Origin of the sequence: Microlunatus parietis, from assembly GCF_013407955.1 — a bacterium.
Lineage (GTDB): Bacteria > Actinomycetota > Actinomycetes > Propionibacteriales > Propionibacteriaceae > Microlunatus > Microlunatus parietis.
In genome coordinates this window covers 2727242-2754154 of the sequence record NZ_JACCBU010000001.1, presented here as the reverse complement: position 1 = coordinate 2754154, position 26913 = coordinate 2727242, and the positions used below count along the sequence as shown (strand labels likewise).

Here is a 26913-nt window from a genome sequence, read left to right as displayed (position 1 = left end):
GCCCGGAATTGCTCTCAACGGTGAGGAGTGTGGCAAATGACTCGATGGTCCCGCCGAGGAATTCTCGGGCTGGGTGGCGCGGCGCTCGCGGCGGGGATGTTACCCGGTTGCGGCGGCCAGACCTCGATCTCCGCGGACCCCCGCGAACTCGTGCTGTGGTACTGGAATCGCTCGGTCAGCCCGACGCTCCTGGAGCAGGCGGCGCAGCAGATCCCGGGCACCGACAAACGACTGCGCGCCGACACGATCGGCGGCACGTTCGACTCGAAGCTGCGCACGAGCCTGGCCGGCGGCAGCTACATTCCCGACGTCTCGGGGATCAACTCCAACTGCTCGCTGTACTTCCTGGCCGAGGACAAGTTCCTGGACCTGAGGGACTACGGCGCCGGTGAGGTCGAGGGCGACTACTACCCATGGAAGTGGAAGCTCGGCACGACCCCGACCGGCCGGTTCTGCTTCTGGCCGATGGACACCGGACCAACCGGGTTCTACTACCGCACCGACCTGTTCCAGGAGGCGAACCTGCCCACCGAGCCGGCGGACGTGTCCGCCCAGATCGGGACCTGGGAAGCGTGGATCGAGCTCGGTGAGAAGCTCCGGACGAATTCCGACCGGGCGATCATCAACGCCGGCCGGATGGTCTACAGCCAGTACATCAACGCCAGCGCCGAGCGCTATTTCGATGAGCAGAACCGGCCGCTGTACAGCCGGGAGGGCAGTGCGGTCAGGGCAGCCTGGGACACGGCAGTACGAGCGATCCAAGCCGGCATCACGGCCAGACAGGTGTCCAACAGCAGCGGTGGCCAGAACGCTGCCTGGGTGAGCGGAAAGACCGCGGGCCACATCGAGGCCGTCTGGTGGGGTGAGATCCTCAAGGACACCGCTCCGGATACGGCGGGAAACTGGCGGATCGCCAGCCAGCCGGTCAAGGCCGGGAACAGTGGCGGGTCGTTCTTGGCCGTGCCGGCCACCTGCAAGGATCCCGAGGCCGCCGTTGCGTTCATTCGCTGGCTGACCACACCGGAGAACCAGGCGGCGACCTTCAACGAGATCCAGCTGTTCCCGTCGACACCGGCCTCCTTCGCGTCGGGTTCGATGCGCGACGAGTCGGGATTCTTCGGGGATCAGGATGCGCTCGACTTCTTCGCCGAGGCGGCGGCGGACGTCCCCACGACGTTCGTCAGCACGTACGAGGCGCAGGTCGGGGCCTTTGCCAAGGAGATCGACAACGTGGAGACCGCCGGCAAGGATCCCGAGCGAGCCTGGGACGACGCGGTGTCGTTGACCGACGGCATCCTGGCCAAGCGGGGGGTGCTGTGATGACGACGACAACCGAGGCCGTACCCACGCGTGCTGCGGCTGCCGAACCCAAGCGGGCCGGCCGAAAATCGCTCAAGCGATTCCTGCCGCAGTACCTGGCGATCGCGCCGTTCTACATCCTGTTCTTGATCTTCGGCCTCTTCCCGATCGCCTTCTCGATCTACCTGTCCTTCACCGACTGGGACGGGATGGGCGACATGACGTTTGTCGGCTTCGCCCAGTATCAATACCTGCTGAGCGACACCCGGTTCTGGAACGCGGTGGGGAACACCTTCATCATCTGGTTCCTGTCGACAATACCGATGCTGTTCCTGGCTCTGGTGATCGCGTTCCTGTTGCACTCCAACATCAGGTTCAAGGGGTTCTACCGGGTCGCCTACTTCATCCCGAACGTGACCTCCATGGTGGCCATGGCGATCGTCTTCGGATCGGTGTTCTCCGACTCGTTCGGGCTGGTCAACTCGGCTCTGACGGCACTGAACCTTTCGGAGGTCCAGTGGCTGTCGTCGGATTGGGGAATCAAGATCACGATCGCGGTGATGGTGATCTGGCGGTTCACCGGCTACAACGCGATCATCTATCTGGCCGGGCTGCAGGCGATCCCGACCGAGCTCTACGACGCCGCGAAGGTGGACGGAGCGCCGACCTGGCGGATCTTCACCTCGATCACTGTGCCGATGTTGCGGCCGGTGATCTTGTTCACGGTGATCACCTCAACGGTCGGCGGGCTGAGCCTGTTCACCGAGCCGCAGGTGTTGCTGGGTAACGACGGCGGGCCGAACGAAGCCGGCATGACCATCGTGCTGTATCAGTACAACCAGGCGTTCACGCAGTTCGACTTCGGATACGGGTCGGCGATCGCCTGGGCACTGTTCATCATCGCGGCGGTGTTCGCGATCATCAACTGGCGGCTGGTCCGGGAGCGAGACTCGATGAAGATCAAGCCCGGTCCGGGCGGGGAGGCGGCGAAATGACCACACTGTTGGACAAGCCGGTCACCGATCCGGAGCAGGGCCGGCGAGACCGCAATTCCGCCCGTAGAAGTCTGGTCGGCCGGATCGTCACGCACCTCTGCATCATCATCGGCGTGGTGCTGTCGCTCTATCCGTTCTACTGGCTGGTGGTGATGTCGACCAACACCACCGCCGAGATCTTCGACTACCCGCCGAAGCTCACGTTCGGCCCGCATCTGATCGAGAACGTGACGGCGGTGGTGGAGAACATCGACCTGATCGGTGCGCTGATCAATACCCTCTTCGTGTCGCTGGCCTGCGCTGTGCTGGTGATGTTCTTCGACTCGCTGGCCGCGTTCGCCTTCGCCAAATACAACTTCCCGGCCAAGAACGTCCTGTTCGTGATCTTGATCGCGACGTTCCTGGTGCCGGGCAGCCTGTCCCTGGTGCCGAGCTTCGTCCTGATGTCGGAGATCGGCTGGGTCGGCCGGTTCGAGGCCTTGATCATCCCCGGCGCCGCGAACGCGTTCGGCATCTTCCTGCTGCGCCAGTTCGCGGCCGGATCGATTCCGGACGAACTCGTGGAGTCGGCGCGGATCGACGGAGCCGGCTTCTGGCGGACGTACTTCTATGTCGGGATTCCGATGCTGCGCAGCGGCCTGGCCTTCCTCGGCATCTTCACCTTCATCGGCGCCTGGAACGACTACGTCTGGCCGTTGATCGTGCTGGTGAATCCGCAACAGCAGACCCTGCAGACCGCGCTGCAGACACTGAACTCGATCTACATCACCGACTACAGCATGGTGATGGCGGGCGCCTTGATCAGCGTCGTCCCGTTGATCGGGATCTTCATCATCGGTTCCCGCCACTTCATCGCCAACATCGCCGCCGGCGCCCTGAAGGGCTGACCCCGAGTCCCCATCCCCAAAAAGATCCGCCGACCGGTCACAAAAGCAGCTGTGACGCCTGTCCTGAGCTTGTCGAAGGGACGGTGTGTCGCTGCACTTGTGACCGGTCGGCGCAATCTTGGGATGGCTGAGGGTCAGCCGGCCAGGGACTCCGCGGCCGGCAGCTCGATGCCCCGGCGGCGAGACAGTTAGTAGGTACGGCGACGGGGGTCGGCGACCAGGCGCAGGTCGCGCTTGATCACCTGGTTCGCGCCCCAGCAGTGGTAGGCACCCGGGTCGCCGGTGATCGGCTGGAGCGGTGAACCGAGCAGCCGGAACGGATACTCGTCCGCGGCGCCGTCGTCGCCGGCGGTGGCACAGAAGAAGATCACCCGCGCGTCCCGGTCGAAGCCGTGGCCGGCCCGGAACTCCTCGTCGTCGGCATCGCCGGTGATCTTCGCATCGGCGACGGCCCGCCACTCGTCGAGCGGCCGGGACACCTCGACGGCGACGAACGTCCGCTGTCCCGGCGCCAGCACGGTTGCGTCGGTCTCGGTCGTCCCGGCGGGTACGGTCCGGCGGCGCAGGATCACGGTCGCGGTGCCGTCGTTGATCACCGAGAAACCGACCGCAACGTGCAGCGGTTTGTCGTCGGTCCGCGGGAATCGGACGGGCAGGTCGAGGTCGTTGACCACACGCATCTCGTCGTGCGGCACGATCGTGATCGTCGGCGCCTGAGCGTCGATGCGGGTCTTGATCGCCTCCGCCACAAGATTTCGGCTTGTGGCCTGTTCGGTCCGGGCCAGGTTCAGCGCTTCGCCGGCCTTCGCGGCGGCGCTCTCGGCGATCTTGGTGCTGCGTCGGATTTCGTACGCGAGCCAGGCAACGATGCCCGTCGCGATCAGTGCTGCCACCAGGGTCAGCCAGTCAGCAATAGTCGACACCCGTGGGAGGGTACCGGCAGCGGACCTCGGCCGGGAGGCGGCAAGGGGAAGATCTCGCCGCGACTACGAGGTCGGATCTTCCCCAATCCCGGCGGCGGTGGCCGCGGCCCGGAGCACCTCTTCGAGCATGGCGGGGGTGAGCTTGCCGGTGAACGTGTTCTGCTGCGACACGTGGTAGCAGCCGAAGACGGCCAGCGAGGCACCGCCGTCCCGGGCGGCCAGGTCGATCCGGACGCCGTGCCCGAACCGCGGCCGGGGCGTCGGCACCAGCCAGGCGGCCTGGTGCAGCACCGGCAGCAGCGCCTGCCAGCCGAACGCGCCGAGCACCAGCACGGCCCGGACGGTCGGCCGGAGCAGGTCGAGCTCGCGGACCAGCCAGGGCCGGCAGTTGTCCCGTTCGGCCGGGGTCGGCTTGTTGGCCGGCGGCGCGCAGTGCACCGGCGCCGTGATCCGGGTGCCGTACAGGGTCAGTCCGTCGTCGGCGTGGACTGCCGTTGGTTGCGACGCGAGCCCGACCGCGTGCATCGCCGCATACAGCACGTCACCGGAACGATCACCGGTGAACATCCGGCCGGTCCGGTTCGCTCCGTGCGCGGCCGGCGCCAGGCCGACGATGAGCAGGGATGCGTCCGCCGGCCCGAACCCGGGCACCGCGCGGCCCCAGTAGGTCTGGTCCCGGAACGCAGCCCTCTTCTCCCGCGCCACCTGCTCGCGCCATGCGACCAGCCGTGGGCAGCGCCGGCAGTCGGCGATCTCGCGATCAAGGACAGCCAGAGTCGGCGGGGCGGAGTCGGCCATCTGTTACGGCTTCCACACACGGAGTTCGCAATGCCTGGCCGCATGGATGAAATCCCGGTCGGTGGTGAGCAGCGTCAAATCGTGTCGAATGCACAGGTACGCGATCACGGCGTCGACCGTTCCGAGTTGGGCGCCGGACCGCCGGCACAGATTGCGCAGATCGGCCGCCAGTATGTGGTCGTCGCGGTCCGGCTGAATCACCGGCATGGATGCAAATCGTTCCAGAATGTCGGCGCGAGATCGGGGCCGCACGACACCCTGCAGGAGCTCCTGAAGGATCAGACCTGTCGTGACGATCAGGTCTGGTCCGGCCAAGGTACGGACCAGGTGGTCAACCTCCGGACCGAGCTCCGGCGGATCCCTTCGCAGGGCGAGCGACCACACGCTGGTGTCGACCAGCAGGGTCATCAGCGCGAGCGCTCGGACTTGTAGTCGAAGGATTCATCCCAATCGACGGCGCCCACCAGATCCAGAATGCGCCGTTGCTCCCGTCTCGCGATGAACTCCTCGAGGGCCAGCGTTACGGCCGCCTTCTTCGTGGATTCTCCGCTCACCCGCAGCGCTCGATCGAGCAGCTCCGGGTCGATCGCAAGATTCGTCGCCATCGTGTGCACCTCCCTACACAAGAGTCTACACATGGGATGGTCGTAGTCACTGTGAGCGGGATCCCGAGGTCGTCGTCGAGCGGGTCGGTGATCAGGTCCGGACGTTGATCGTCTGGCGTGCCGGCGTCACCGGTAGTTCGTGAACTGGATCGCGAAATCCAGGTCCTTCTCCTTGAGCAGCCGCTGCACTTCCTGCAGGTCGTCCCGCTTCTTGCCGCTGACCCGCAGCTCGTCGCCCTGGATCTGTGCCTTGATGCCCTTCGGGCCCTCGTCGCGGATGATCTTGGAGACCTTCTTGGCGTTCTCCTGGCTGATCCCCTCGGTGATCGTCGCGCTGATCTTGTAGAGCTTCCCGGAGGACCGCGGCTCGTCGGCGTCCAGCGCTTTCAGGCTGACGCCGCGCCGGACCAGCTTCGACTGGAACACGTCGAGGACGGCCTTGACGCGTTCCTCGGAGACGGCCTCCATCTCGATCACCTCACCGGACCATTCGATCTTGGCGTCGGTGTTCTTGAAGTCGAACCGCTGCCGGATCTCCTTCGCCGCCTGGTTCAGGGCGTTGTCGACCTCCTGCCGGTCGACCTTGCTGACGATGTCGAACGAGCTGTCCGCGGCCATGGCGTACCTCCAACGATCGGGTCCTTGCGGGACCTGAGCTTAGTACTGGTGCCGCTACGGGATGATGACCTCGATCGTCGAGCCGTGCGGCAGGTCGGCGCGCCGGACCGCCAACCCACCCGTCCGGTACGGATTCGTCAGCCGAGCCGCCGGCAGCGGGGCGCCGTCGAGGCGCACCTCGACCGGTCCGTAGCCGACCTTGTCGACCCGGTAGACCACAGTCAGCCGATGATCATCGGCCAGCCGCAGGGTGGTGGTCAGCCCGTCCAACTCGACCGGCAGCACGGGATCGATCTCCACCGTGTCGGCCCGGCGACGCAGTCCGAGCAGGGCTTCGCGGACCAGCCGGACGAAGATCCCGGCCCCGCTGGAGTACGTACGCCAGCCGCCCTCCACCTCGATCCGTCCGGCCATCACGTCGGCGTACCGGTCGGCGAACTCGACCCGGTCGGCGACGACGGCGTCCGAACTGGACGCATAGGTGTTGGCCTGCCGGGGCCGGGCGTTCGGGATCCACTCGGTGGGTGCGATGTTGATCACCTGCTGCAGCGCGGCCCAGACGGCGTCCGGGTCGCCCCAGCGGGCCATCGCCTCGGCGTACCGCAGATGAGCGTGGGTGTACATGATCCCGATCTCGCGGCCGACGAAGGTGGCCGTCTCGGCACGCTGGAAGTGGGTCATGATCCCGCCGGCGTAGCGGACCGGAGCGTCGAACAGCCGGGCACCGTCCGGAGCCAGCAGTCGGTCCTTGATCAACTGGACGTGGTGGGCGGCCTGCGCCGGGTCCAGCAGGTCGTCGATCAGGGCATGGATGATCGGCAGCAGGCTGTACGTCAGCCCGGACTCGGTGTCGTTCGGGTGGACCAGCACCTGGGTCCGCCTGGCGTTCCCGAACCGGGCATAGCCGGTCAGCGTCTCGTCGATGATCAACTCGCGCCGGAACGCCTCCGCGATCCTCTCGGCCTGGCGCTGGAGGTCCGCCGCCTGGTCGGTCCGCCCGGCCGCGGTCAGCCCGTTAACCAGGGTGTGCAGGGTCTGGTGATGCAGTGTGACGGTCCAGGAACTGACCAGTTCGTCGGCCATCGCCGGATCGGCCGGCTGCAGCGAGTCGTTCCAGTCACCGTGCCCGTACGCGGTGAACACGGTGCCGGGCAGGACCCGGTCACCCGCGGTCGCCAGGGCGATCAACGCATGGTCCAGCACGGTCGCCGGTTGTTGATCATCGAACCAGGCCACCTCGGTGTCCAGCAGTGAGGCGTCGCCGGTGGTCTCCAGGTAGCGGCCCAGCGCCAGCACCGGCCAGAAGATCACGTCGCCGTGCGGCGGCGAGTGCCGGAAGTCGCGGTCCTCGTCGTAGAAGCCGAACGCCTGCGGCCAGTCGCCGTCCCGGTTCTGGGCGCCCATCAGCATGATCAACAGCTGCCGCAGCTCGGCGTCGGCACCGAGCGCCAGCAGCAGTTCGGCCGGACCCTGCGTGACATCGCGGGTGCCCCAGGCGCCGCCGGTGGACTGTTCCAGCCCGCGCGGCGACAGGTAGTGCACCAGCGCGTCCTTGATCATCCAGGGCAGGGCGTGGTCCAGCCGCTCGACCCCGGCCGCTCCGTTGCCGCTGATCGCGGTGCGTGCAGCGAGCTCGCTCCAGAACGATGTCGTGTCCTGCGCTTGTCGAAGGACCGGGCCCGAGGTCGCTTGCCCTTCGACAGGCTCAGGCGGCGATGTGGTCAGGGAGGCGGTGATCGACAGCGACCAACGGCCGACCGGACCGGTGATCATGGTGAGATGCTGGTCGCCGCGGGACCGGCCGTCCTCGTGCAGCGCGCGGTCGTCGGTGAGCTCGGCGTCGGCGAGCGTGTCGCCGAGGGTCACGGTGAAGCCGCCGTCCGGGTAGCGGTCGGCCAGCGCGCTGCCGGCCGGTGGGCGGATCGTGATCACGGTTCCGTCGCGGTCGATCGTCGCCTGAGTCCCGGTGCGGCCGTCGTCGCCGTCGGTGGCCAACCGTCCGGTGATCAGGAAGCGGCGGGCCGGGCCGATCAGCTCCGCCGCGAGCGTCACGGTGTGATCATCGGCGAGTGCCACCGTGGTCAGCGTCAGCGTCGTTTCGCCGTCGTCGCCGGGGAGCAGGTACGTCCAGCGACACCGGTCCGGGCTCAAGTCGTACGCCGACGGCAGGCCGAGCAGCCGCCAGGCACCGTCCAACTCGACGAACACCCGCAGCCCATGATCACGAAGCTGGCCGAGGTAGCCGCGGGTGGTGGTCAGCAGCCGATTGCTGCTGGCGTGGGCCTGGGTGAGGTACGACAGCGGGGAGCCGTTCATCCAGGTCGTGACGGTCAGCCCGGCCGGATCCGGCAGCAGCCGGTCGCCGGTCCGCAGCAGTTGGCCGTGCGGCCGGAGCACGGCGCGCTCCTTGGCGGCCAGCACGACGTGTTGCTGCGGTCCGGCGAAGAACGACAACGTCCGGGCTTGATCATCCTGCTCGACCAGGCTCAGAGTGTCGCCGTAGCGCTCGGTGATCTCCGTTTCGCTCAGGTCTCGAACCACGGCAGGCCGGACCGGGGCGAACAGCGTCGAGGCCGCCGTGGTCGCCCGCCAGGCGATCGTGTCCTGAGCCTGTCGAAGGGCCGGAGTGGCCACGCCGGCGACCTCTCGGACGGCGCGGTCGACGGTCGCCAGATCGGATGCGGAGGACGCGTCGGGATGATCATCACGGAAGGCTCCGATGAAGGCCACCGTGTGGTCGGCTCCGGGGTCCAGAGTCCGAGGTTCGGCGCCCAGCACGGCCAGGGCATGTTCGTGCTGCAGCCGGGCGCTGGGCAGTTCCCGACGCTCCAGGCCGCGCACCCGCCCGTCGATCCGGCCCTCGAGCCCGTACAGCTGAAGGGCATCGGTGGCATAGCCGGTGGCGCGGCCGGTGCAGGCGAGGATCAGCCACGGGATCCGGCCGCCGCGCGGCTGATTCTGTCGCACGGCCAACGTCCAGCCGTGTTCGGGATGGTGCAGCGGCTGCAGATCAACGTACTGGCTGACATAGAGCTCGGAAGCCCGGACCTCGCCGTGGCTCGCCATTCCGACGTCGTGGGCCATGATCACGTCGGCGGTGATCGCCTCGGCCGACGGGTTGGTCAGCTCGACCGTCCAGACCCAGGCCGGCCGGTCGGGAGCCAGCCGGAACGACACCCGGTAGTCCAGTCCGCCACCGGTTCCGGTGATGATCATGGAACGGCTGCCGCGACGGACGGTCGCGCCGGTTCCCGGCCCGAGCAACGGGTACGGGACGGCCCGGTCGCCGGTGTGGATCCGCAGCCAGAGGTTCAGCTGGCCGGGCTCGACCTCGCTCGCCGGGTAGAGGTTCAGCCGGAGATCGCCCGCACTGAGCCAGCCCAGGCCGCCGTGCCCGTACACCTCCGCCGTGAGTCCGCCTCCGGCATCGAGCACTGACCGGCTAGCTTCCGAGTGAGGCACTGACGTCCTTCCGATGCGAAGGCTGCGGGATCGCGTCCAGCAGCTTCCTGGTGTAGGGATCCTTCGGGTTGTTGATCACGTCCGCGGCCGGACCGGACTCGACCAGCCTGCCCTCGTTGAGCACCAGCGCATGATCGGACAGCATCTTCGCGCTGAGCAGATCGTGGGTGATGTAGAGGATGCCGACGCCGTGCGTGTCGACCAGGCTGTTCAGCAGTTCGAGGATCTCGGCCCGGATCGACACATCGAGGCTGGCGATCGGCTCGTCGGCGATCAGGAGCTTCGGGTTCGACGCCAGGGCCCTCGCGATCACCACCCGCTGCCGTTGGCCGCCGGACAGCTCGAACGGGAACCGGCCGAGGTAGCGCTCCGGCGGCGTCAGACCCACGGCCTGCAACAGTTCCAGGGCACGTTCGGTGACCGCGGCGCCGCGCAGCCGGGTCCGGTCCGCGCCGCCGAAGTTCCGGATCGGCCGGGTCAGGTAGTAGCCGACGGTCCGCGCCGGGTTCAGCGCCGCGTACGGGTCCTGGAACACGTACTGCACCGCCCGCCGGAACTCGCGCATCCCGGCGCCGCGCAACCGGGCGACCTCGGTGACCTCGTGCTCACCGTGGAACCGGACACTGCCGCCGCTCGGCTTCTCGATGCCGGTGATCAACTTCGCCAGCGTGCTCTTGCCGCTGCCGCTCTGGCCGACCAGGGCCGTCACCTCGCCGGCGGCCAGGCTGAACGACACGTCGTCGACCGCGATCACCGGCGTGGACCGGAGACCCTGCCGTCGACTGTACTGACGCCGCACGCCGATGACCTCGATGATCGTCTTCCGCTGCTCCGCGGGCGGCGGGTCGTGCTGGGTCTCGTTGAACGTCTCCAGATAGGAGCCGAGCAGCTCCTGCGCGTACGGATGCTTCGGCCCGGCCAGCAGCTCCACCGTGGTCGCCGTCTCGACGATCTTGCCGTCGTACATGATCATGATCCGGTCCGACGTTTCCAGGACGGTGCCCAGGTCGTGCGAGACGAAGAGCACCGCGAAGCCCTGCTGGCGTTGCAGATCACGGATGTTGTCCAGGATCCGCCGCTGCACCAGCACGTCGAGCCCGGTGGTCGGCTCGTCCAGCAGCACCAGCCGCGGCTCCAGGGCCAGCGCCAGCGCCAGGTTGACCCGCTGCCGCATGCCGCCGGACAGCTCGTGCGGGTAGGCGTCGAGGAACCGCGGGTCGATCTGCACCATCTCCAGCAGCTCGACCGACCGGTTCCTGATCTTGGCCTGCGGCCAGTCGGTATGAGCGCGCATCACGTCGGTGAAGATCGTCTGGATCCGGACCACCGGATTGAGCGAATTCATGCTGCTCTGGAACACGGTCGACAGGTCCCGCCAGCGCACCTCGCGCAGACCCTCCGGGGTGAGCTCGGTGAGATCCTTGCCGTCGAACCGGATCGCGCCGCCGGTCACGTGCGCGGGTGGCTTCAGCAGCTGCAGTACGGCGGTGCCGAGCGTGGTCTTGCCGGAACCGGACTCGCCGATCAGCCCGACGAACTCGCCGTCCGCCAGGGTGAACGAGACGTCGTCCACCGCGGTCAGCGGTGGATGCAGCCTGGGCCGGTATTCGACGGTGAGGCCCTGCACCTCGAGCAACGCTGGCATGTCAGTTCTCCCTCAGGTGCGGGTTGCTGATCAGGTCGACGCCGAAGTTGACGAACGTCAGCGCGGTGATCAACACGGCGAGTGCGAGGCCCGGCACGACGAGCCAGATCCAGAAGCCCTGGACCAGGGCGCCGGCCTGCTGGGCGAACGCGAGCATCTGTCCCCAGCTGACGGTCTGCGGATCGCCGAAGCCGAGGAAGCTCAGCCCGGCCTCGGCAGCGATCGCGCCGGTGGCCGCGCCGATGAAGCCGGAGACGATCAAGGACGTCATGTTGGGCATGATCTCCCGGAACACGATCGGCCAGGTGCCCTCGCCGGAGAACTTGGCGGCGGTGACGAACTCGCGGCTGCGCAGCGTGATGATCTGGGCGCGCTTGGCTCGGGCGGCACCGGCCCAGCTGGTCACGCCGATGACGAACACCATCAGCCCCAGGCCGCGGGACTCGCTGTAGGCGACGATCACCATCATCAACGGCAGGATCGGCACCACCAGCGCCAGGTTGGTGACGAAGGAGAGCGCATGATCAACCACCGTGCCTTCGGTGTAGCCGGAGATCAGTCCGATCACGACCGCGAGCACCGTGGCGAAGCCGCCGCCGAGCAGACCGACCAGCAACGACAACCTGGCGCCGTACAGAAACTGGGCCAAGATGTCGTAGCCCTGCGAGGTGGTGCCCATCGGATGCTCGAGACTCGGCTGCAGCAGCTGCTCGAACGAGCCGTCCTGCGGGTCGTACGGCGACAGCAGGGGAGCGGCGATCGCCATGATCACGAACAGGCCGAGCAAGATCAATCCGACTCGGGCCTTGCCGCTGCTCCAGATGATCTGAAACCAGTTCGGCGGCTTGGCGAGCCGGGCTTCCTTGATGGCCGTAGCGGTCTCGGCCTCGGTCATGATGCCCTCCTGGCCCGTGGATCGAGCACGCCGTACAGCAGATCGGCGATCAGATTGGCCAGCAGTACGGCCAAGATCATCAACAGCAGCGCGCCCTGCATCAGCGGGTAGTCCCGGTTGTTGGCCGCATCGGCCAGCAGCCGCCCCATGCCGGGAAAGTCGTAGATGGCTTCGATCATGACCGTTCCGCCGATCAGCGCGCCGAGGGACAGGGCGAAGCTGGTCACGCTCGGCAGGAGTGCGTTCCGCGCGCCGTACCCGAGAGCGATCCGGCGTTCGGGCAGTCCGGCGGCCTGGGCGAGCCGGATGTAGTCCTCGCCCAGTGTCTGCACCATGGTGTTGCGCATCCCGAGGATGAACCCGATCGGCGCGGTGACCATCAGCGACAGCGCCGGCAGGAAGGAGTGCGCGATCACGTCGGCGATGAACAGCCCGTTCCAGCCCGGTTCGGTGTAGCTGCCCCAGCCGCCCTGGGTCGGGAACCAACCGAGCTGGAAGCCGAGCAGGCTCAAGATCAACAAACCGATCCAGAAGCCGGGCAGGTTGCCGATGAAGGTCGAACCGAGCGACACGATGGAGTCGAAGGCCCCGTCGCGCCGCCAGGCCGCAAACGCCCCCAGCAGAACGCCGATCACGAAGGCCAGGATCTGGGTGACCCCGACCAGACCGATGGTCCAAGGCAGTGCCTCGCCGATCACCTGCATCACCGGGAAGGGGTAGTAGATGAAGGAGATTCCGAAGTCGCCCCGGGCTAGCTGGCCGAAGTAGGCCAGGTATTGCTCCCAGAGGCTGGTGTTGGGGATGCCGAGCATGACCCGGACCGCCTCGACCTGGGCCGGATCAAGATCTTGACCTTGGGTCGTTTGCAGCTTCCGTACCATCTGCTCGGCCGGGTCGCCGGGTTGCAGCCGTGGGATGAAGAAGTTCAGCGTGATCGCCGCCCACACGGTGAGCAGGAAGTAGCCGATCTTGGCCAGGTAGTACTTCATGGCGGTGCCCGATCACTGCTTCGGTCGCAGCCTGTGCACGACCATGATCATGGCCGTCGGGTACGGATTCTCCGCCGACGGCCAGCCGACCGCCTTGTCCAACCGGTAGTCGATCCGACCCGGAGCGTAGTTCAGCGCAAGGTAGGGGAATTCGGTCATGTAGATGTCGATGATCTTCTCCACCCCGGCCTTCAGGACGACCGGATCGGTGGTCTGATCGAGATCCCTCAGCAGCTGATCGATCTCGGGATTGCGGTAGCGGGCCTGGTTCGGCGTGTTCTCCTTGCCGTCGGCGATCTGTTTGGAGTCCAATCGAGATCCAAGATCACGATTGCGCTGGCAGCCGCCGTGGACGTACTCGAGGATGAAGTCGAAGTCGCCGGTCTTCTTCATCGAGTCGACGGCGGGCGGGTCGGTGGCGACCATCTTGATGTCGATGCCGAGCGCCTTCCAGTTGCGGACCACGGTGTCGACCAGGGCGATGTAGTCGATCCAGCCGGCCTGCACGCTGAACACGAAGGACATCGGCTTGCCGTCCTTGCCCAGCCGCTTCCCGTCCGGACCGAGCCGGTAGCCGGCCTGGTCCAGCAGCTGCTTCGCCTTCTCCGGGTCGTACGGGATCTTGCCGCCGTCGGCCGCGTACTTCGCCGGCAGGTCGGCGGCCTGCATCGGCAGCTTCAGCATGGTCTGGCTCGCCGGTTCCATCACGCCGTAGGTCGCCTTCTGGGTGGCCTCCTCCTTGTTGGTGCCGTACGCCAGCGCCTCACGGAACTTCGGATCGCCGGTCACATCGCGGTCACCATTCGGGACCACAACGGTGGTGCCGTCCGGGGCGTAGTAATAGTCGACGACACCGTCCAGTTTGACCGACTTCTCCGGATTCGGGATGTCGCCCTGGTAGACATCAAGGCTGCCGTCGCGCAGCTTCAACGCCGCCGTATTCGTGTCATCGAACTTGCCCTCCAACCGGAGTTTTTCGATCTTGATCTGGTCGGCACCCCAGTAGCTCGGGTTGCGATCCAGGACCAATCGCCGGCCGTTGAAGCTGCCCACCTTGAACGGACCGGTGCCGACCGGATCCTTGTCGACGTACTTCGTGAGGTCACCGACCTCGCCGTAGATGTGCTTGGGCACCATGTACATCCGCTCACCGAGAATCGTGTCGATCTTGAGCGGCGCCGGCCCGGCGAAGGTGACCGTGACCTTGTTGCCGTCGGCCGTGACACCGGTGGCCGGTGCGCCCTGGATGTCCTTCCAGAGGCCGGCCGTGTCTGTGGCGGGATACTTCTTGCGGGCCTCGAGGTTCCAGACCACATCGTCGGCGGTGAACGGGGTTCCGTCGCTCCACTTGACGCCCTCACGAAGCGTGATCACCAGGGTCTTCGGGTCGGTCCACTCATACCCCGTGGCCAGCAGCGGCTCGGCCTCGCAGGTGAAGGTGTTCCGGATCATCAGCGTCTGGAAGATGTGGTCGGTTGCCATGTTGGTCGGCGCCAGCGGGTTGTAATTCGCCAGCGACTCGGACGTGATGGCGCCCGGGATGTCGAGCGGCAGGATGAGCTCGGAGATCATCTTCTCCTCTCCACCCGGGCTGGCGCCGCCGGGAGCGGGTTGTTCACGCCCGATGTTGGCGCACCCGGTCATGACCAGGGCAAGGGCGGTGATGGCTCCAGCGACGGTGCGGGACAGTTTCATGATCGTTCCCCTTCAGTTCTGACGCTACGGCGCGTCGGATGCCAGGAAGTTCTGCGGCGGGCAACCACAGGAGGCGCGGATGATCAACTCGGTGGGCAGCTGGTGCGGTTCGCCGACCGGTGCGCCGGCCAGCCGGTCCCGCAGCACCTCCGCGGCGCGGGCCCCCATCTCGCGAACCGGCTGCCGGACCGTGGTCAGCCCCGGCTCTACGTACCGGGCGGTGGGCACGTCGTCCCAGCCGACCACGGCCAGCTCGTCCGGGATGCCGATGCCGCGGAGCCGGAGCCCGTACATGATCGACAACGCGAGTTCGTCGTTGGCGCAGACGAGGGCGTCCACGCCTGCGCGGCGACGATAGATCTTGTCCACCATGGCGAGGCCGATCGCCTCGTTGGCGCCGTGGGTCAGCAGCGGTGCCTTGGGCCGGAGACCGGCCTCGGCATGCGCGGCCTGGAAGCCGGCGAACCTGGCCCGGACGTCCGCCGCGCCGTCCGGCTCGCCGACGAACAACAGGTTGCGGCGACCATGATCGACAAGCAGGTGCCGGGTCAGTTCGGTCGCGCGGGTGGTGTTCTCACTGTGCACCAGATCCGAACCGGGCAAGGGATCCATGCCGACCAACACGGTCGGCATGGCATTGATGATCTTGGCCTGGGTCGCCTCGTCCGCGGCGCTCGGCGCGATCATGACCCCGTCCACCCGGCCGCGCAGATTGGTCAGCATGGCGGTGACGTCCAGGTCCGGCGTCGAGGTGACCACGATGACGCTCTCGTCGGCGGTCGAGGCGACGGCCTCGAAGCCCATCAGGAGCTCGGAGTAGTACGGGCCCGTGGTGTCACTCATCAGCACCGCATAGGCCCGGTGTCGCTTGCTGGCCAGGCTGCGGGCCGAGTTCTGCGGCGCGTAGTCCAGCTCGGAGGCGGCCGCCAGCACCTTGTCCCGGGTCTTCGCGGAGGCGGTGTCGACGCCGCGGAGGACCCGCGACACGGTGGCGATCGACACTCCGGCCCGCTGCGCGACGGAGTAGATCGTCGCCGCTTCCGGCCCGCGCTCGGCCATGTCGATCCACCTCCGCGTTGAGACTGTAAGCGCTTACAGTACAGGAGGGGATGCGGGGTTGTGAAGGTCCCGTCGACGTGAACGCACCCTGAGCCCGTCGAAGGGCCGAGCCAAGCGGACCCTTCGACAGGCTCAGGGGAACTACTGCTGGGTGATCAGGAGATTGGCTTGCCGTCCTCGATGTCGGCGACCCCGCCGCGACCGGCTTCGACGGAAAGGCTTACCCTGGTGGAGATCGGGGCGCCCTCGGTGGTCACGTGCGGCACCACACGGTAGTCGACGGTCAGGGCGTCCCGGCGAACCCGTACCCGCTGATAACCGCGCTGCACGTTGCCGAACTTCACGTGCGGGTTCTCGGCCATCCAGATCCGGGCCCGGTTGTCCAGGTCGGTGCCGTTGCCGCCCGAGCTGATCGACGTGCCGAGGAACTCGGTGCCGACGGTGTAGGAGCTCTGGTCACGGAAGTCGAGCTTGAGGTTCGCGGCGGCGCTGCGGTGGGCGTCGCCGGTGATCACGACGAAGTTCTTCACGCCACGGTCGGCGATCCGCTCGTAGAGCCGCTGCCGGGCACCGGCGTAACCCATCCAGTTGTCGGTGCTGTACGAGACGCCCTCGCCCGTGGTGCCGTCGGCGTCGAAGGTGACCGACTGGTTCCCGATGATCTTCCAGGTGGCCCGCGTCTTCGACAGCGCGCCGATCAGCCAGTCCTCCTGGCGGTCGCCGAGAATCGTCCGGGTCGGATCCCAGCGTGCCGGGCAGTCACCCGGGCACGGCTCCACCTGGTCGGCCCGATATTGCCGGGTGTCGATCAGGTCGAAGTCGATCAAGGTCCCGTACGGGAGCCGCCGGTACAGCTGCATGTCCGGGCCCTTCGGCATCGAACTGCGCCGGAACGGCAGGTGCTCCCAATAGGCCTGGTAGGCGGCGGCGCGCCGGGCCAGGAACACGGCCGGGTCCTGATCCGGCTCGGTGTCGATCTGGCTGATCGCGCCGGCGTAGTTGTTCTCGACCTCATGATCATCCGGTACGGCGACCCACGGCGCGCTGGCATGCGCGGCCTGCAGGTACGGATCGGTCTTGTACTGCGCGTGCCGTACCCGATAGTCGGCGAGGCTGAAGATCTCCGCAGCCGGCAGGTGCGAGCGACCGGGCAGCTGGGACGCCCCGACGCCCTCGTAGATGTAGTCGCCGAGATGCGCCACAAGATCAAGTTGCTCGGCCGCGAGGTGCTCGTAGGCGTTGAAGTAGCCGGCCGGAAGGTTCTGGCAGGAGACGAACGCGAACGTCATCTCCTTGTTCTGATGCCCCGGCGCCGGCGCCGTCTTGGTGCGGCCGATCATGCTCACGTACCGCTCGGCTCGGAAGCGGTACCAGTATTCGCTGCTCGGCCGGAGGCCGCGGAGCTCGACGTGGACACTGTGCGCGCGCTCGGGCTTGGCATCGATCCGGCCGCGCTGCGCGATCCGGCGGAAGCCCGGATCCAGCGCGACCTCCCACTCGACCTCGACCGGCCGCGACGGCATGCCGCCCAGCCCATCCAGGGCGGTCGGCTGGATGGCGAGCCGGGTCCACAGGACGACGCCGTCCGCTGCCGGCTCGCCCGACGCGACACCGAGCGTGAAGGGGTCTGCTTGCAGCGGCTTCGCGGCCGCGGTGCTGGTCCAGGCAACACTCGAGGCGGCCACGACGGTGACACCGCCGAGGCCGAGCAGCCCGCGCCGGCTGAGCCGGGACGCGGTGGGGTTGGGCTGCGGATGGGTGGGCAGGGGAGAGTTGAGTTCGGTGGCTGACACGGTCACTCCTGCGGGTGCGGCGGTGCTGGCACTCGCCAGTACGTCAGCCGTGTGTGAGGTCCACGTGACGCGAGCCCGAAGTCGGGCAGTCCTATGGGCAACCGGATGCGGCAGACTGCCGTACCACCGGGGCCCGGGCGACACTGCGGTTGCGCCCGGGTGACGCGCGGACAACCGCTTTGGGAGTCAGGGGGATCTGTTGCTATTGTTCTCACCGCTGACCTGGTCAGCACGGCAGGTTGCCCGAGTGGCCAAAGGGAGCGGACTGTAAATCCGTCGGCTTCGCCTACGTTGGTTCGAATCCAACACCTGCCACACCCGTAGAAACGGCCTCTTACTAGGACTCGCGCCTGGTGGGAGGCCGTTCGCGTTCGGTCACGTCGACCGGTTGTCAGTGGTGCTTGCGAGGGTTGCCTGCATGAAGGAGATTCTGTGGTCAGCGCTGCGAGGGAACCGTGAGGCGTTCCTGTGGAAGCTGGAGGGCCTGGGCGAGTACGACCTGCGCAGACCGATGACGCGGACCGGCACGAACCTGCTCGGGGTGGTGAAGCACGTCGCGGCCGAGGAGTACGGGTACCTCGGGGAGACCTTCGGGCGTCCGGCTCCGGAGCGGCTGGCTTGCTTCGAGGATGGAACGGTCTGGGAAGGCGGCGACATGTGGGCGACGCCGGAGGAGAGCGCCGAATACATCAAGGGGTTCTATCGACGTGCCTCGGCCCACGCGGACGAGACGATCCGGACGCTCGATCTGGACTCCGTGGGATCGGTTCCGTGGTGGGACGAGGATCGTCGGAAGACAACGCTCGGCGCGATCATGGCCATGATGATCAACGAGACCTCACGCCATCTCGGCCAGGTCGACATCGTGCGAGAAATGATCGACGGCACCGCCGGAGGCCAGCGAAACGCCACCGGACTGCCCGACGCAGCTGACTGGGATTGGGAAGCCTGGGTAGCCCGATTGGAGTCCGCCGCCCGCGCGGCCGCCGAACGTTGAGTCGCTAGTCCTTGGGCGTCGCGGGAGGAAGCGTCGAAGTTCCACGTCCGCGATCCTCCTCGAAGATAATTCGTTGGACGCAAGGGGTTCGCGCTGATGAGGTTGGGGCGTGCCGAAGGTTGTGTTGATCACCGGGATACAGGCCGCGGGAAAATCCACGATCGCTCCGCTGCTCGCCAGCCGTCTCGGGCCGCGGGCGGTGACGGTTGACGGCGATGTCTTCTACCGCGGGGTGGTCGCCGGTCGGGTCGGAATGACGCCGACGCCCGAGCCGGAGGCGTTGCGTCAGCTTCGGCTGCGGTACCAGGCGACCGTGCTCGTGGGCCGGCACTACGTTGATGCCGACTTCGACTTCGTCTGCTCCGACATCATCCTGGGTCCCGACGTCGTCACGTGGATGGACTCGTTCTCGACCTGCGGGGTTGATCGGCACCTGATCGTGCTGGTCCCCTCGGTCGACTCGATCGTCGAGCGCGAGCTGCTCCGTGGTGGAGCGAACTCCTATCGGGATTGGCAGCAGGACGGCATGACCCTCGCTGATGCCGTCGCCTCGCTTCAGGAGGGTCTGGCAGACACCCCGCGTCGCGGGTTGTGGCTGGACACCACCGGCCAGTCGCCGGAAGAGTCGGTCGAGCACATCCTCGCGGACCGGCTCCGTTCCTCGCGCTGGTGAGCCTTCCGGAGACCTGATGGCCGAGTTGAGTGGTGAGTTTCCGCCGGTCAGTCGCGGCGAAAATCCACAGCGGTCGTGCCGTGAGGTCGCCCGGATGCCGAATCCGCACCACGCTCTGGACACGGCGGAAATCCACTCAAGACCTCATGGAGGGCTCACCGTGGTGACTGCTGATCTGGAACTCGCGCTGCGGCGGTTCGACCTCGGTGATCCGATCGAGTCGCCGGTTGCGGTGGCCGAGGCCTGGTCGAACGAGGTGTATCGGGTGAGGACCCGTCGGGGCGCCTTTGCGGTGAAGTTGTTTCCGCCGAACCTGTCGTCGTCGCGCCTGCAGGTGCTGCTCCGGGCGATCTTCTTCGAGCAATGGGTCCTCGCGGATGGGATCGCGGCGCCGGTACCCGTCCTGACCCGCGACGGGGAGGTCCTCGCCGAGCTTCCGGTGCGCGCCGGCGTCCGTATGGCGCGGTGTCATGAGTGGGTGTTCGGGACGCCCGCTTCACAGGTCGTGGGAACCGACGGCATCGCCGCTTCGGCCGGGCAGGTGTTGGGTCGACTCCATGCGCTGCAGGTTCCGGGCGGCGATACGTCGCAACTTCAGGGGCCCGACCAAGATCGCTGGGCGCGGGCCGTCGCGGCGAGCCGGGCAGCCGGGCAGCCTTGGGTGGACGAGTTGGTCGCGATCACTCCGCTCGTTCGACGGCTGGCCGATCAGATTGATGATCTTCGACGGCAGCGCCGGCCGATGCAGCTCAGTCATCGCGACTTCGATCCCAAGAACGCGGTCCTGGACGCCGACGGACGGTTGATCATCACCGACTGGGACTTCGCCGGCCCGGTCGTGGCGGGCGTCGAGCTGGTCACGGCGGCCGCGTCCTTCACTCGGACGGAGCAGCAACTCCGGGAGTTCGCGGCGGCCTACCGCGGTGCCGGGGCACCGCCGAACCGGCCGACGAGTCGGCTCTCAGCATCGAAATGGCCGAGCTCGACTGGATCCTGCGCAACATCGAGGCCGTTGTCGACAACGGGCTCGGGCCGGAATCGGAGCGGTACCGGACGGCCGAGGAGTTGATCACTTCGTTCGCCGACGACCTCACTGATCTTGTGACGTGGTCCGGTCGGCTTCGGATCATTCTTGATCAACTCGGGCGAGCCGGGACCGGAGACGCCTAGGATCCTTGCCATGGGAGCGGGGGAGGCAGCCAGGATTGTCGCGGAGATGGATCGTGCGGATCGTTTTCCGGCCAGCCTCACCGAGATTGACCCCGAAGCACGGTTGCTCGAGGCCGTTCGGCTCGCCCGCGACTACTGGAAGCTCACCGAACCCTATGGTCACGCGTTGCAGGCGGCCTGCCGCTCAGCCGAACCGGCGACGTTGGATCCCTGGATCGCCGGACTCCAGCTCCTCGTGCTGGCCGGAAAGGATCATGAGAATCACGGGACCGCGCCGCGAACCATGCGGAACATTCCGGGGCTCGCTTCGATCATGACGGCAGCTTTGGCTTGCACGGCCGACGGCAGGTGGGCGATCTTGAAAGCCCTGGTGGTTGATCCGACCGTCGAAGCCAGATATCACCACGAGCCTTGCTCCTTGATCGAAGCGACGGATCCGTACGCACCCTTCATGGACAACGACTGGATCGCGCAGGTCCTGGCTCGGTCGACGCTGGCCGGGGAGGGCGCCGAGGATGCGCTGGAGTACTTCCGGACTCCGGGACGCAGATATCGGGAGCCGGGTTCGGAGTGGCTGCACACCGTGCTGCGACCCACGTTCCAAGATCAGCTTCCGGACGACGACCTGTACTCGACCGAATTCTCACGTGCCGAAGCCATGCTCGGTGCGCTGTCCGCGGACCTTGCTTCGAGCCGGACCGTCGTTCCCGGCCGGCGGCTGCGAGGGATGATGCCGCCGCGCTGGATCGGCCGGGCGCTCGACCGGAACGCCGCTCCGGGCTCGGGTCCGGTCGCGTCATGGCAGGAGGACCTTCGGTCGCAGGGCTCGTCTTGGGCTCCCCTCCGGGTGGGTCTCTTCGGAGGCGAGAAGGCGAGAGTGGAGACCGCCCTGGATTCCTACGGCCGCTTCTTCCAGGGCCTCGCCCGGTTTCGGCGAGGACCATCGGGCGCCCTCCGGAAGTCGTGAACCGGAATCCCTTTCGGCTCAACGGTTGAAGGCGGGCAACCGGTCCAGGAGGCGGAAGATCACGGCGAGCACTCCGGCGGCCACCAAGATCACGACGATGTTGCGGAACGCGGTCGGAAAGCCCAGGGCGGCGACGTTCAGGAACGGGTACGGATACCAGTTCGTGATCGCCCCGTGGATCAAGGTGTACGCGATCCAGGCGACCGGCCAGACGAAGGCGCCGGCGACCGTGCCCCAGGTGATCCGGGGCCGCGGTCCGGCGACGATCCAGCAGGCCAGGAACAGCCAGGGGCTGAGGTAGTGCAACAAGAAGGTTGCGACGAAGGCGGTCCCCTCGAGGTGGACCAGCGGCGCCAGGATCGTGGCGTACACGATCCCGGTCGTGACGATCCCGAGCAGCGAGTCCAGCCGGACGATCCGCCAGATCGTGCCGTCCCGGGCCGGCCGCAGGGCCAGCAGGATGGCGGCGACGAGTACGACGATGTTGCTCTGGATCGTGAAGTAGCTGAAGAACCGCAGCAGCCTGACCCCGAGCGGGATCGTCCCGCTGTCCGCACCGGAGTTCACATCGCTGCCGCCGGCGAACAGAAGGCCGAGCTGGATCACCAGCCCCGCCCCCGCCACGGCCGCTGCGAGCCCATGGCCCCAGCGGGCCACGACGCGTTGATCGCCGACGGTGTCGACGGATGCCGAGATCATGGAGTCATCATGGCGGAGACGGCGTGCCGGACAGGGTGCGACACATCAGCAGGCACAGGCATCGGTAGCGATAAGTCGTCCCGTCGGGTGCTTCCTGGTCCCACTCCGAGACCTCGGTGCCGAACTCCCGGTAGCCGAGGCGCCGATACAACCGGATCGCGTCGGTGTTGGTCTCCTCGACCCCGAGCGTGACCCGGTCGCAACCATGATCACGAATCACCTGCTCGGCCCGGCGGAGGAGCGCGGTCCCGATGCCTTGATCACGGAACTCTTCGACGACGTCGAACTGGAGCACGGTGCCGGCGCCGGGCTGCTCGTCGTACCGAATGCCGATCTTGCCGACGACCCGGCCCGTCGGCAGTACGGCGGCGAGGTAGCCGCCCGAATTCTCCAGCCCATCGATGAGGTGCCGGCGCTGCAGGTCCGTACGGGCCCACCCGTCGACGTCGTCGCGGCGGAACGCTCTGATCTCGAGACCCTCGATGCTCGACATGATCAAGGACTCTGCCAGGGCGAGCGCCGCGACACCATCGAGTTTCAGCGTCTGCGGGTGAAGGTCAGATGGGTGACCCGGCTGGGGGTGGAGACGGCTTCGATGTCGTACTTCTCCTCAAGCGCCTCCAGCCCGTCCCACAGCCGGACGCCGCGGCCGAGCAACAGCGGCACCTGGACGACGTGCAGATGATCAACGAGATCGGCGTTGACGAAGTCCCGGACGACCGTGGGGCCGCCGCCGAGCCGTACGTCCTGGCCGGCGGCCGCCTCCCGCGCCCGATCGAGCGCCTCCGCGGGCGACGCGTCGAGGAAGTGGAACGTGGTGCCGCCCTCCATCTCGATCGAGGGCCGCGGCCGATGCGTGAGGACGAAGACCGGCGCATGGAACGGCGGGTTCGGACCCCAGGCGCCCCGATAGTCGGGATCGTCCTGCCAGTTCGGCGGGCCGAACTTGCCGGCGCCCATGATCTCGGCGCCGATGCCGGGACCGTGCCGTTCCGCGAACGCGTTGTCGGCACCGATGCTGCCGCCCTCGCCCTGCCAGGACCGGGTCGCGAACATCCACTCGTGAAGCCGCTCGCCGGCGTGGCCGAACGGAGCATCGGCAGCCTGCCCCTCGCCGGTGGCGAAGCCGTCGATCGAGATCGAGAAGTTGTGCACGCGCACTGCGGACATGAGAGTGGTCCTTTCGGAGGAACTGTCTTCTGATCACGATCCTGAGGGCCGGAGGGCATGACGTCCAATGCCAATATCGCGAGGCACGCATCAGGAATCTTGATCAATACGGATCGTCCTGTCGGTGCGGTACGACAGCATGGCGGGATGACGGAAGAACTGAGCGTGCTGTGGGACCGCGAGGCGCCGAGGTTCGACGATGCGGCTGATCATGGACTGCGCGACCCCGAGGTCCGTGCGGCCTGGCGCGAACTGCTGGTGCCGCTGGTCGGATCGGAGCCGCAGAATGTCGCCGACCTCGGTTGCGGTACGGGCAGCCTGGCGGTCCTGCTGGCCGAGGCGGGACACCGGGTCACCGGGATCGACCTCGCGCCGGAGATGATCAAGCGGGCCCGGGCCAAGGCCGGGTCGATGACGCCGACGCCCGAGTTCCTGGTCGCGGACGCTTCCGTGCCGCCGCTGCCTGCCGGAACCTTCGACGTGGTGCTCGCCAGACATGTGCTGTGGGCGATGCCCAACCCGCCGACGGCGTTGGCGAACTGGATTCGGCTGCTCACTCCGGCGGGCCGGTTGATCTTGATCGAGGGCTGCTGGTCCACCGGTGCCGGGCTGGCGGCCGACGCCTGCGCCCAGTTGGTACGGGAGCAGGGCCGAAACCTGGAGTTACGCAGACTGGACGACCCGGCCTACTGGGGTGGACCGATCACCGACGAGCGCTACCTGGTGCACAGCCCCGGGTAAAAACCCGTGGCGCGTCCGGTCGCCCGCGCCTACGGTGTCGATCATGATCGACCAGGTCCGGATCCGGCCGGAGCGCGCCGCCGACGTCGAGCGGATCGACGCGCTGACCCGGCTGGCGTTCGACGGGCGCGAAGTCGAGGTCGACATGATCACCAGGATCCGTGCCTCGGCCGACTTCATCCCCGAACTGTCCCTGGTCGCCGAGGCCGGTGATCAGCTCGTCGGACACTGTCTGCTGGCCCGGAAAACCCTGCGGGGCAAGGTGATGCCGCCGGTCCTGCAACTCGGACCACTCGGCGTCCACCCGGCCTGGCAGCGGCAGGGGATCGGCGGCCGGCTGGTGGTCGAGGCGCAGCGGCTGGCCCGGCTACGGGGCGCCGAGCCGCTGATCGTCCTGGTCGGCATTCCTGCGTACTATCCGCGGTTCGGCTTCACCGGCGCGATGACGTTCGGCGTCGGGCCGGACATGCCGGCGGCGATGGCGTACCCCTTGGTGGACGAGGTGCCCGACTATCGCGGCACCAGCATTCCGCTCGGCTGATCGAGGTCAGAAGCCGGACAGCGGGATCGGTGTCGCGGGCGGGCCGGTCCTGGTCAGCTCCTTGATCAACTCGGGCAGCGCCCGCGGCGAGAACGTCGCCTCGGCTGCGGCGAGTTCGTCCGGCGTCCACCACCGGATCTCGTGGACGCCCTCGGCGGCGAGTTGTTCGACGGACATGCCGGGGGCCGGCCGGAACGGTGCGGTCCTGATCAAGTGGAAGTGATCAACCTGGCCGTCCCACCGGCTCATCGGGAAGATCGCCGTCTTGGTCCAGATCTCCGGCCCGAGTGCCTCCAGGACCAGGCCGGTCTCCTCGAGCAGTTCGCGCTGCAACGCGGCCAGCCTGGTCTCGTCACCCTCGATGCCGCCGCCCGGACTGGCCCAGAAGCCGCCCGGAGGATCGACGCCCTCCCACCAGAACCGGACCAGCAGCACCCGGCCGGCCGGATCGACGATCAGACCTCGTACGGCTTCGCGCAGTCTCATCCGCTGATCAGCTCCCTTGTCGGTGGCAGGGAATAGCCTGCCTCAGGTGGGGAGCGTGAGGGACGACGGCCACCGGCGGCTCGAGGTCGACGGCGCCGCGGTGGCGTACCGCTCGGCCGGAGCCGGGCCGGCCATCGTCATGATCAAGAACAACCGCCGTCCGCTCGACTTCGGCCCGGTCGAACTGCTCACCGACCGGTTCCGGGTGCTGCAGATCCAGCCGGTCGGGTTCGGGGCGAGCGATCGGCCGGAGGAGTATGCGTTCGGCTCGATCGACCGGCAGGTGCTCGCCGTCCTCGATCACGAAGGAGTGGCGGAGTTCGTCGCGTGGGGTTTCTCGCAGATGGCGTTCATGGCGGCGATGGCGACCCGGGGCAACGAACGGGCTCGGGGGCTGATCCTGGGCGGCACCTCACTGATCGGTCACCCGAACGACGCGACGATGCGCCGACTGGAGCGGGAGCCGCGGCTGCCCAAGGCGTCGCTGGAGTTCTGGCGAGCCAGTCGCCGGTTCGACTGACACGTCGAGTTGCGTGACCTGGGCAGACCGGTGTTGATCTACGTGGGCACCGAGGATCCGGCCTGGCCGATGTTCCGCAGGCTGAAGCCCGTGCTGCGCGGCTGCGGTTGCGACTGCCTGGACGTACCCGACCTTGATCATCGGACATCGGGGCCAGGCGACACGGGGGCGGGCCGAGCCGCGACCGTGTCGGCCGTGACGGCGTGGATCGATGATCAGTTTCCGGCCGGCTGGTAGGCAGGCACCGCGGCGAACCGGTCGGACCAGTTCCGGAGTACGGCGAGCAGTTCGGTGGAGTCACAGCTCAGGATCTCCGCCCCGGCCAGGCCCAGGGCACAGGCGGCCCATTCGAGCGAGTCGGCGCTGAGCTCGACCCGGCAGCGATGATCATCGACGGGCGTCGCGTCGGCCCATTCGCCGATGATCTTGCGGACCGAGTCGGCGTCGGCGGCGAGCTCGGCGGTGATCTTGTGCTGGCCGGCGCGGCGCCGGCCGGCCTCGACGAAGGCGGCCGCGTCGCCACCCGGCACCTGCCGGGGCGCGAACCGCTTCCCGGTTCGCTCGGGGTGCTGCAATCGGTCCAGCCGGAAGCTGCGCCAGGCGCCGCGATCGAGGTCGTACCCGACGACGTACCAGCTGCGGCCGATCTGGACGAGCTGGGCCGGATCGACCCGGCGGGTGCCGGCCCGGCCGTCGGCCGTGCGGTAGGCGAAGCTGACCCGCTCGCCGTCGCGGCAGGCCTGGGCGAGCACGACCAGCGTCTCCGGATCGGTGCTGGCCGGCGCGCCCCAGGTCGGTGCGACCGTCGCCGACCGGACCGCCTCGACCCGGTGCCGCAGCCGTCCCGGCATCACCTGGATCACCTTGGCCAGCACGCGTACCGACGCCTCGGCGATTCCGGTCAGCGAGCCGTGGGCGGCGGCGTGCAGCCCGACCGCGATCGCCACCGCCTCCTCGTCGTCCAGGACCAGCGGCGGCAGCGACGCTCCGGGGGCGAGCTGATAGCCGCCGCCGACGCCGCGATCGGCCTGGACCGGATAGCCGAGGTCGCGCAGCCGGTCCACGTCGCGCCGCAGCGTCCGTACCGAAACCTCGAGCCGGTCCGCCAGCTCCTCGCCGGACCAGTAACGGTGCGTCTGCAGCAGCGACAGCAGCCGGAGGGTCCGTGAACTCGTGTTGGCCATCTCCCCAGGATTCTCGCAATTGAGGACAGGAAGTGGCAACTATCGTTCGTAATGTCGTTGGTGAGCCCGGAGGGAACGGCCCGAGGGAAGTTCGGAAGGAAA

At 67.5% G+C, this 26913-nt stretch carries 28 protein-coding genes, 1 tRNA gene and 1 pseudogene; 13 read left to right on the top strand and 17 right to left on the bottom strand.

Translation table 11 applies throughout. The annotated features are described in order from the left end of the window. Window positions 1–36: 36 nt before the first annotated feature. Genes BKA15_RS13195 through BKA15_RS13185 form a run of 3 tightly spaced genes read left to right on the top strand, consistent with a single transcriptional unit; the run spans window position 37 to window position 3181 of the window. Window positions 37–1320 (top strand): ABC transporter substrate-binding protein, encoded by a 1284-nt coding sequence (locus BKA15_RS13195; RefSeq protein WP_179751426.1) that lies wholly within the window; start codon window positions 37–39, stop codon window positions 1318–1320. Continuing rightward, the gene (locus tag BKA15_RS13190) at window positions 1320–2294 is read left to right on the top strand and encodes a carbohydrate ABC transporter permease (protein WP_179751424.1); all 975 of its coding nucleotides are present in this window, start codon (window positions 1320–1322) and stop codon (window positions 2292–2294) included. The genes BKA15_RS13195 and BKA15_RS13190 overlap by 1 nt, the downstream gene beginning before the upstream one ends. Beyond that, a complete protein-coding gene (locus BKA15_RS13185; protein ID WP_179751422.1) occupies window positions 2291–3181 on the top strand; it encodes a carbohydrate ABC transporter permease in 891 nt (296 codons plus the stop codon). The genes BKA15_RS13190 and BKA15_RS13185 overlap by 4 nt, the downstream gene beginning before the upstream one ends. 188 nt (window positions 3182–3369) lie before the next feature. On the opposite strand, the gene BKA15_RS13180 is transcribed toward BKA15_RS13185, so the two are convergent. From BKA15_RS13180 to BKA15_RS13125, 12 genes are all read right to left on the bottom strand, one after another. Further along, window positions 3370–4104, bottom strand: coding sequence for a hypothetical protein (locus BKA15_RS13180; RefSeq protein WP_179751420.1), 735 nt, complete (start codon window positions 4102–4104; stop codon window positions 3370–3372). A gap of 63 nt (window positions 4105–4167) precedes the next feature. Further along, a complete protein-coding gene (locus BKA15_RS13175) occupies window positions 4168–4902 on the bottom strand; it encodes a uracil-DNA glycosylase (RefSeq protein ID WP_179751418.1) in 735 nt (244 codons plus the stop codon). Between the two features lie 3 nt (window positions 4903–4905). Then, window positions 4906–5310 (bottom strand): type II toxin-antitoxin system VapC family toxin, encoded by a 405-nt coding sequence (vapC, locus tag BKA15_RS13170; RefSeq protein ID WP_179751416.1) that lies wholly within the window; start codon window positions 5308–5310, stop codon window positions 4906–4908. Beyond that, on the bottom strand, window positions 5310–5507 hold the full coding sequence (locus tag BKA15_RS13165; protein WP_179751414.1) for a type II toxin-antitoxin system VapB family antitoxin: 198 nt from the start codon (window positions 5505–5507) through the stop codon (window positions 5310–5312). The genes vapC and BKA15_RS13165 overlap by 1 nt, the downstream gene beginning before the upstream one ends. Window positions 5508–5633: 126 nt before the next feature. Next, window positions 5634–6125: a YajQ family cyclic di-GMP-binding protein gene (locus BKA15_RS13160; protein WP_179751412.1), complete on the bottom strand. Its 492-nt coding sequence runs from the start codon at window positions 6123–6125 to the stop codon at window positions 5634–5636. A gap of 54 nt (window positions 6126–6179) precedes the next feature. After that, window positions 6180–9560 carry a GH36-type glycosyl hydrolase domain-containing protein gene (locus BKA15_RS36855; protein ID WP_179751410.1) on the bottom strand — a complete coding sequence of 1127 codons (3381 nt, stop codon included), beginning with the start codon at window positions 9558–9560 and terminating at the stop codon, window positions 6180–6182. A 7-nt stretch (window positions 9561–9567) separates the two neighbouring features. Further along, complete coding sequence (locus BKA15_RS35505) at window positions 9568–11232, bottom strand: ABC transporter ATP-binding protein (protein ID WP_179751408.1); 1665 nt, start codon at window positions 11230–11232, stop codon at window positions 9568–9570. 1 nt (window position 11233) lies between these two features. After that, window positions 11234–12127, bottom strand: a complete 894-nt coding sequence (locus tag BKA15_RS13145; protein ID WP_179751406.1) for an ABC transporter permease — start codon at window positions 12125–12127, stop codon at window positions 11234–11236. Further along, window positions 12124–13116, bottom strand: a complete 993-nt coding sequence (locus BKA15_RS13140) for an ABC transporter permease (protein ID WP_179751404.1) — start codon at window positions 13114–13116, stop codon at window positions 12124–12126. The genes BKA15_RS13145 and BKA15_RS13140 overlap by 4 nt, the downstream gene beginning before the upstream one ends. A gap of 12 nt (window positions 13117–13128) precedes the next feature. Then, the gene (locus BKA15_RS13135) at window positions 13129–14688 is read right to left on the bottom strand and encodes an ABC transporter substrate-binding protein (RefSeq protein WP_179751402.1); all 1560 of its coding nucleotides are present in this window, start codon (window positions 14686–14688) and stop codon (window positions 13129–13131) included. 147 nt (window positions 14689–14835) lie between these two features. Further along, window positions 14836–15870, bottom strand: coding sequence for a LacI family DNA-binding transcriptional regulator (locus BKA15_RS13130; RefSeq protein WP_179751400.1), 1035 nt, complete (start codon window positions 15868–15870; stop codon window positions 14836–14838). 155 nt (window positions 15871–16025) lie between these two features. Then, window positions 16026–17663 carry an alkaline phosphatase D family protein gene (locus BKA15_RS13125; protein ID WP_312879001.1) on the bottom strand — a complete coding sequence of 546 codons (1638 nt, stop codon included), beginning with the start codon at window positions 17661–17663 and terminating at the stop codon, window positions 16026–16028. Between the two features lie 233 nt (window positions 17664–17896). Between BKA15_RS13125 and BKA15_RS13120 the strand changes: the two genes are divergently transcribed. The 6 genes and pseudogenes from BKA15_RS13120 (at window position 17897) to BKA15_RS13095 (ending at window position 21470) form a co-directional block, all read left to right on the top strand. Next, a tRNA-Tyr gene (locus BKA15_RS13120) sits at window positions 17897–17978 on the top strand. A 103-nt stretch (window positions 17979–18081) separates the two neighbouring features. Then, a complete protein-coding gene (locus tag BKA15_RS13115; protein ID WP_179751398.1) occupies window positions 18082–18660 on the top strand; it encodes a DinB family protein in 579 nt (192 codons plus the stop codon). A gap of 109 nt (window positions 18661–18769) precedes the next feature. Beyond that, a complete protein-coding gene (locus tag BKA15_RS13110; protein ID WP_179751396.1) occupies window positions 18770–19333 on the top strand; it encodes a nucleoside/nucleotide kinase family protein in 564 nt (187 codons plus the stop codon). A gap of 16 nt (window positions 19334–19349) precedes the next feature. Beyond that, window positions 19350–20201, top strand: a pseudogene (locus BKA15_RS37265) (phosphotransferase); the annotation flags it as partial. A 104-nt stretch (window positions 20202–20305) separates the two neighbouring features. Beyond that, window positions 20306–20503, top strand: a complete 198-nt coding sequence (locus BKA15_RS13100) for a hypothetical protein (protein WP_179747560.1) — start codon at window positions 20306–20308, stop codon at window positions 20501–20503. A 418-nt stretch (window positions 20504–20921) separates the two neighbouring features. After that, on the top strand, window positions 20922–21470 hold the full coding sequence (locus BKA15_RS13095) for a hypothetical protein (protein ID WP_179751392.1): 549 nt from the start codon (window positions 20922–20924) through the stop codon (window positions 21468–21470). Between the two features lie 18 nt (window positions 21471–21488). On the opposite strand, the gene BKA15_RS13090 is transcribed toward BKA15_RS13095, so the two are convergent. From BKA15_RS13090 to BKA15_RS13080, 3 genes are read right to left on the bottom strand one after another with little or no spacing between them, the layout of a single operon-like run. Continuing rightward, the gene (locus tag BKA15_RS13090; protein WP_179751390.1) at window positions 21489–22169 is read right to left on the bottom strand and encodes a Pr6Pr family membrane protein; all 681 of its coding nucleotides are present in this window, start codon (window positions 22167–22169) and stop codon (window positions 21489–21491) included. A gap of 7 nt (window positions 22170–22176) precedes the next feature. Beyond that, window positions 22177–22662, bottom strand: a complete 486-nt coding sequence (locus tag BKA15_RS13085) for a GNAT family N-acetyltransferase (protein WP_179751389.1) — start codon at window positions 22660–22662, stop codon at window positions 22177–22179. Between the two features lie 44 nt (window positions 22663–22706). After that, window positions 22707–23339 (bottom strand): dihydrofolate reductase family protein, encoded by a 633-nt coding sequence (locus BKA15_RS13080; RefSeq protein WP_179751387.1) that lies wholly within the window; start codon window positions 23337–23339, stop codon window positions 22707–22709. Window positions 23340–23486: 147 nt separating this feature from the next. On the opposite strand from BKA15_RS13080, the gene BKA15_RS13075 reads away from it, so the two are divergent. Both BKA15_RS13075 and BKA15_RS13070 read left to right on the top strand, forming a co-directional pair. Further along, window positions 23487–24080, top strand: a complete 594-nt coding sequence (locus tag BKA15_RS13075) for a class I SAM-dependent methyltransferase (protein WP_179751385.1) — start codon at window positions 23487–23489, stop codon at window positions 24078–24080. A 43-nt stretch (window positions 24081–24123) separates the two neighbouring features. Then, window positions 24124–24621, top strand: a complete 498-nt coding sequence (locus BKA15_RS13070) for a GNAT family N-acetyltransferase (RefSeq protein ID WP_179751384.1) — start codon at window positions 24124–24126, stop codon at window positions 24619–24621. Window positions 24622–24627: 6 nt separating this feature from the next. On the opposite strand, the gene BKA15_RS13065 is transcribed toward BKA15_RS13070, so the two are convergent. Then, complete coding sequence (locus tag BKA15_RS13065; RefSeq protein ID WP_179751382.1) at window positions 24628–25107, bottom strand: NUDIX hydrolase; 480 nt, start codon at window positions 25105–25107, stop codon at window positions 24628–24630. A gap of 46 nt (window positions 25108–25153) precedes the next feature. On the opposite strand from BKA15_RS13065, the gene BKA15_RS13060 reads away from it, so the two are divergent. Together BKA15_RS13060 and BKA15_RS13055 are read left to right on the top strand one after the other, a co-directional pair. Continuing rightward, window positions 25154–25627 (top strand): alpha/beta fold hydrolase, encoded by a 474-nt coding sequence (locus tag BKA15_RS13060; RefSeq protein WP_179751381.1) that lies wholly within the window; start codon window positions 25154–25156, stop codon window positions 25625–25627. A gap of 30 nt (window positions 25628–25657) precedes the next feature. After that, complete coding sequence (locus BKA15_RS13055; protein ID WP_179751379.1) at window positions 25658–25864, top strand: hypothetical protein; 207 nt, start codon at window positions 25658–25660, stop codon at window positions 25862–25864. Here the strand turns inward: BKA15_RS13055 and BKA15_RS13050 are convergent. After that, entirely contained in the window at window positions 25843–26811 is a 969-nt protein-coding gene (locus tag BKA15_RS13050) for a helix-turn-helix transcriptional regulator (RefSeq protein ID WP_179751377.1), read from the bottom strand. The genes BKA15_RS13055 and BKA15_RS13050 overlap by 22 nt on opposite strands. Window positions 26812–26913 lie beyond the last annotated feature (102 nt).

What these genes read in the sequence shown, in the direction of transcription:
- BKA15_RS13195 (WP_179751426.1), top strand. Translation starts at nt 37, where the DNA reads ATGACTCGATGGTCCCGCCGAGGAATTCTCGGGCTGGGTGGCGCGGCG.
- BKA15_RS13190 (WP_179751424.1), top strand. Translation starts at nt 1,320, where the DNA reads ATGACGACGACAACCGAGGCCGTACCCACGCGTGCTGCGGCTGCCGAA.
- BKA15_RS13185 (WP_179751422.1), top strand. Translation starts at nt 2,291, where the DNA reads ATGACCACACTGTTGGACAAGCCGGTCACCGATCCGGAGCAGGGCCGG.
- BKA15_RS13175 (WP_179751418.1), bottom strand. Translation starts at nt 4,902, where the DNA reads ATGGCCGACTCCGCCCCGCCGACTCTGGCTGTCCTTGATCGCGAGATC.
- vapC (WP_179751416.1), bottom strand. Translation starts at nt 5,310, where the DNA reads ATGACCCTGCTGGTCGACACCAGCGTGTGGTCGCTCGCCCTGCGAAGG.
- BKA15_RS13165 (WP_179751414.1), bottom strand. Translation starts at nt 5,507, where the DNA reads ATGGCGACGAATCTTGCGATCGACCCGGAGCTGCTCGATCGAGCGCTG.
- BKA15_RS13160 (WP_179751412.1), bottom strand. Translation starts at nt 6,125, where the DNA reads ATGGCCGCGGACAGCTCGTTCGACATCGTCAGCAAGGTCGACCGGCAG.
- BKA15_RS35505 (WP_179751408.1), bottom strand. Translation starts at nt 11,232, where the DNA reads ATGCCAGCGTTGCTCGAGGTGCAGGGCCTCACCGTCGAATACCGGCCC.
- BKA15_RS13145 (WP_179751406.1), bottom strand. Translation starts at nt 12,127, where the DNA reads ATGACCGAGGCCGAGACCGCTACGGCCATCAAGGAAGCCCGGCTCGCC.
- BKA15_RS13140 (WP_179751404.1), bottom strand. Translation starts at nt 13,116, where the DNA reads ATGAAGTACTACCTGGCCAAGATCGGCTACTTCCTGCTCACCGTGTGG.
- BKA15_RS13135 (WP_179751402.1), bottom strand. Translation starts at nt 14,688, where the DNA reads ATGATCTCCGAGCTCATCCTGCCGCTCGACATCCCGGGCGCCATCACG.
- BKA15_RS13130 (WP_179751400.1), bottom strand. Translation starts at nt 15,870, where the DNA reads ATGGCCGAGCGCGGGCCGGAAGCGGCGACGATCTACTCCGTCGCGCAG.
- BKA15_RS13115 (WP_179751398.1), top strand. Translation starts at nt 18,082, where the DNA reads ATGAAGGAGATTCTGTGGTCAGCGCTGCGAGGGAACCGTGAGGCGTTC.
- BKA15_RS13100 (WP_179747560.1), top strand. Translation starts at nt 20,306, where the DNA reads ATGGCCGAGCTCGACTGGATCCTGCGCAACATCGAGGCCGTTGTCGAC.
- BKA15_RS13090 (WP_179751390.1), bottom strand. Translation starts at nt 22,169, where the DNA reads ATGATCTCGGCATCCGTCGACACCGTCGGCGATCAACGCGTCGTGGCC.
- BKA15_RS13085 (WP_179751389.1), bottom strand. Translation starts at nt 22,662, where the DNA reads ATGTCGAGCATCGAGGGTCTCGAGATCAGAGCGTTCCGCCGCGACGAC.
- BKA15_RS13080 (WP_179751387.1), bottom strand. Translation starts at nt 23,339, where the DNA reads ATGTCCGCAGTGCGCGTGCACAACTTCTCGATCTCGATCGACGGCTTC.
- BKA15_RS13075 (WP_179751385.1), top strand. Translation starts at nt 23,487, where the DNA reads ATGACGGAAGAACTGAGCGTGCTGTGGGACCGCGAGGCGCCGAGGTTC.
- BKA15_RS13070 (WP_179751384.1), top strand. Translation starts at nt 24,124, where the DNA reads ATGATCGACCAGGTCCGGATCCGGCCGGAGCGCGCCGCCGACGTCGAG.
- BKA15_RS13065 (WP_179751382.1), bottom strand. Translation starts at nt 25,107, where the DNA reads ATGAGACTGCGCGAAGCCGTACGAGGTCTGATCGTCGATCCGGCCGGC.
- BKA15_RS13050 (WP_179751377.1), bottom strand. Translation starts at nt 26,811, where the DNA reads ATGGCCAACACGAGTTCACGGACCCTCCGGCTGCTGTCGCTGCTGCAG.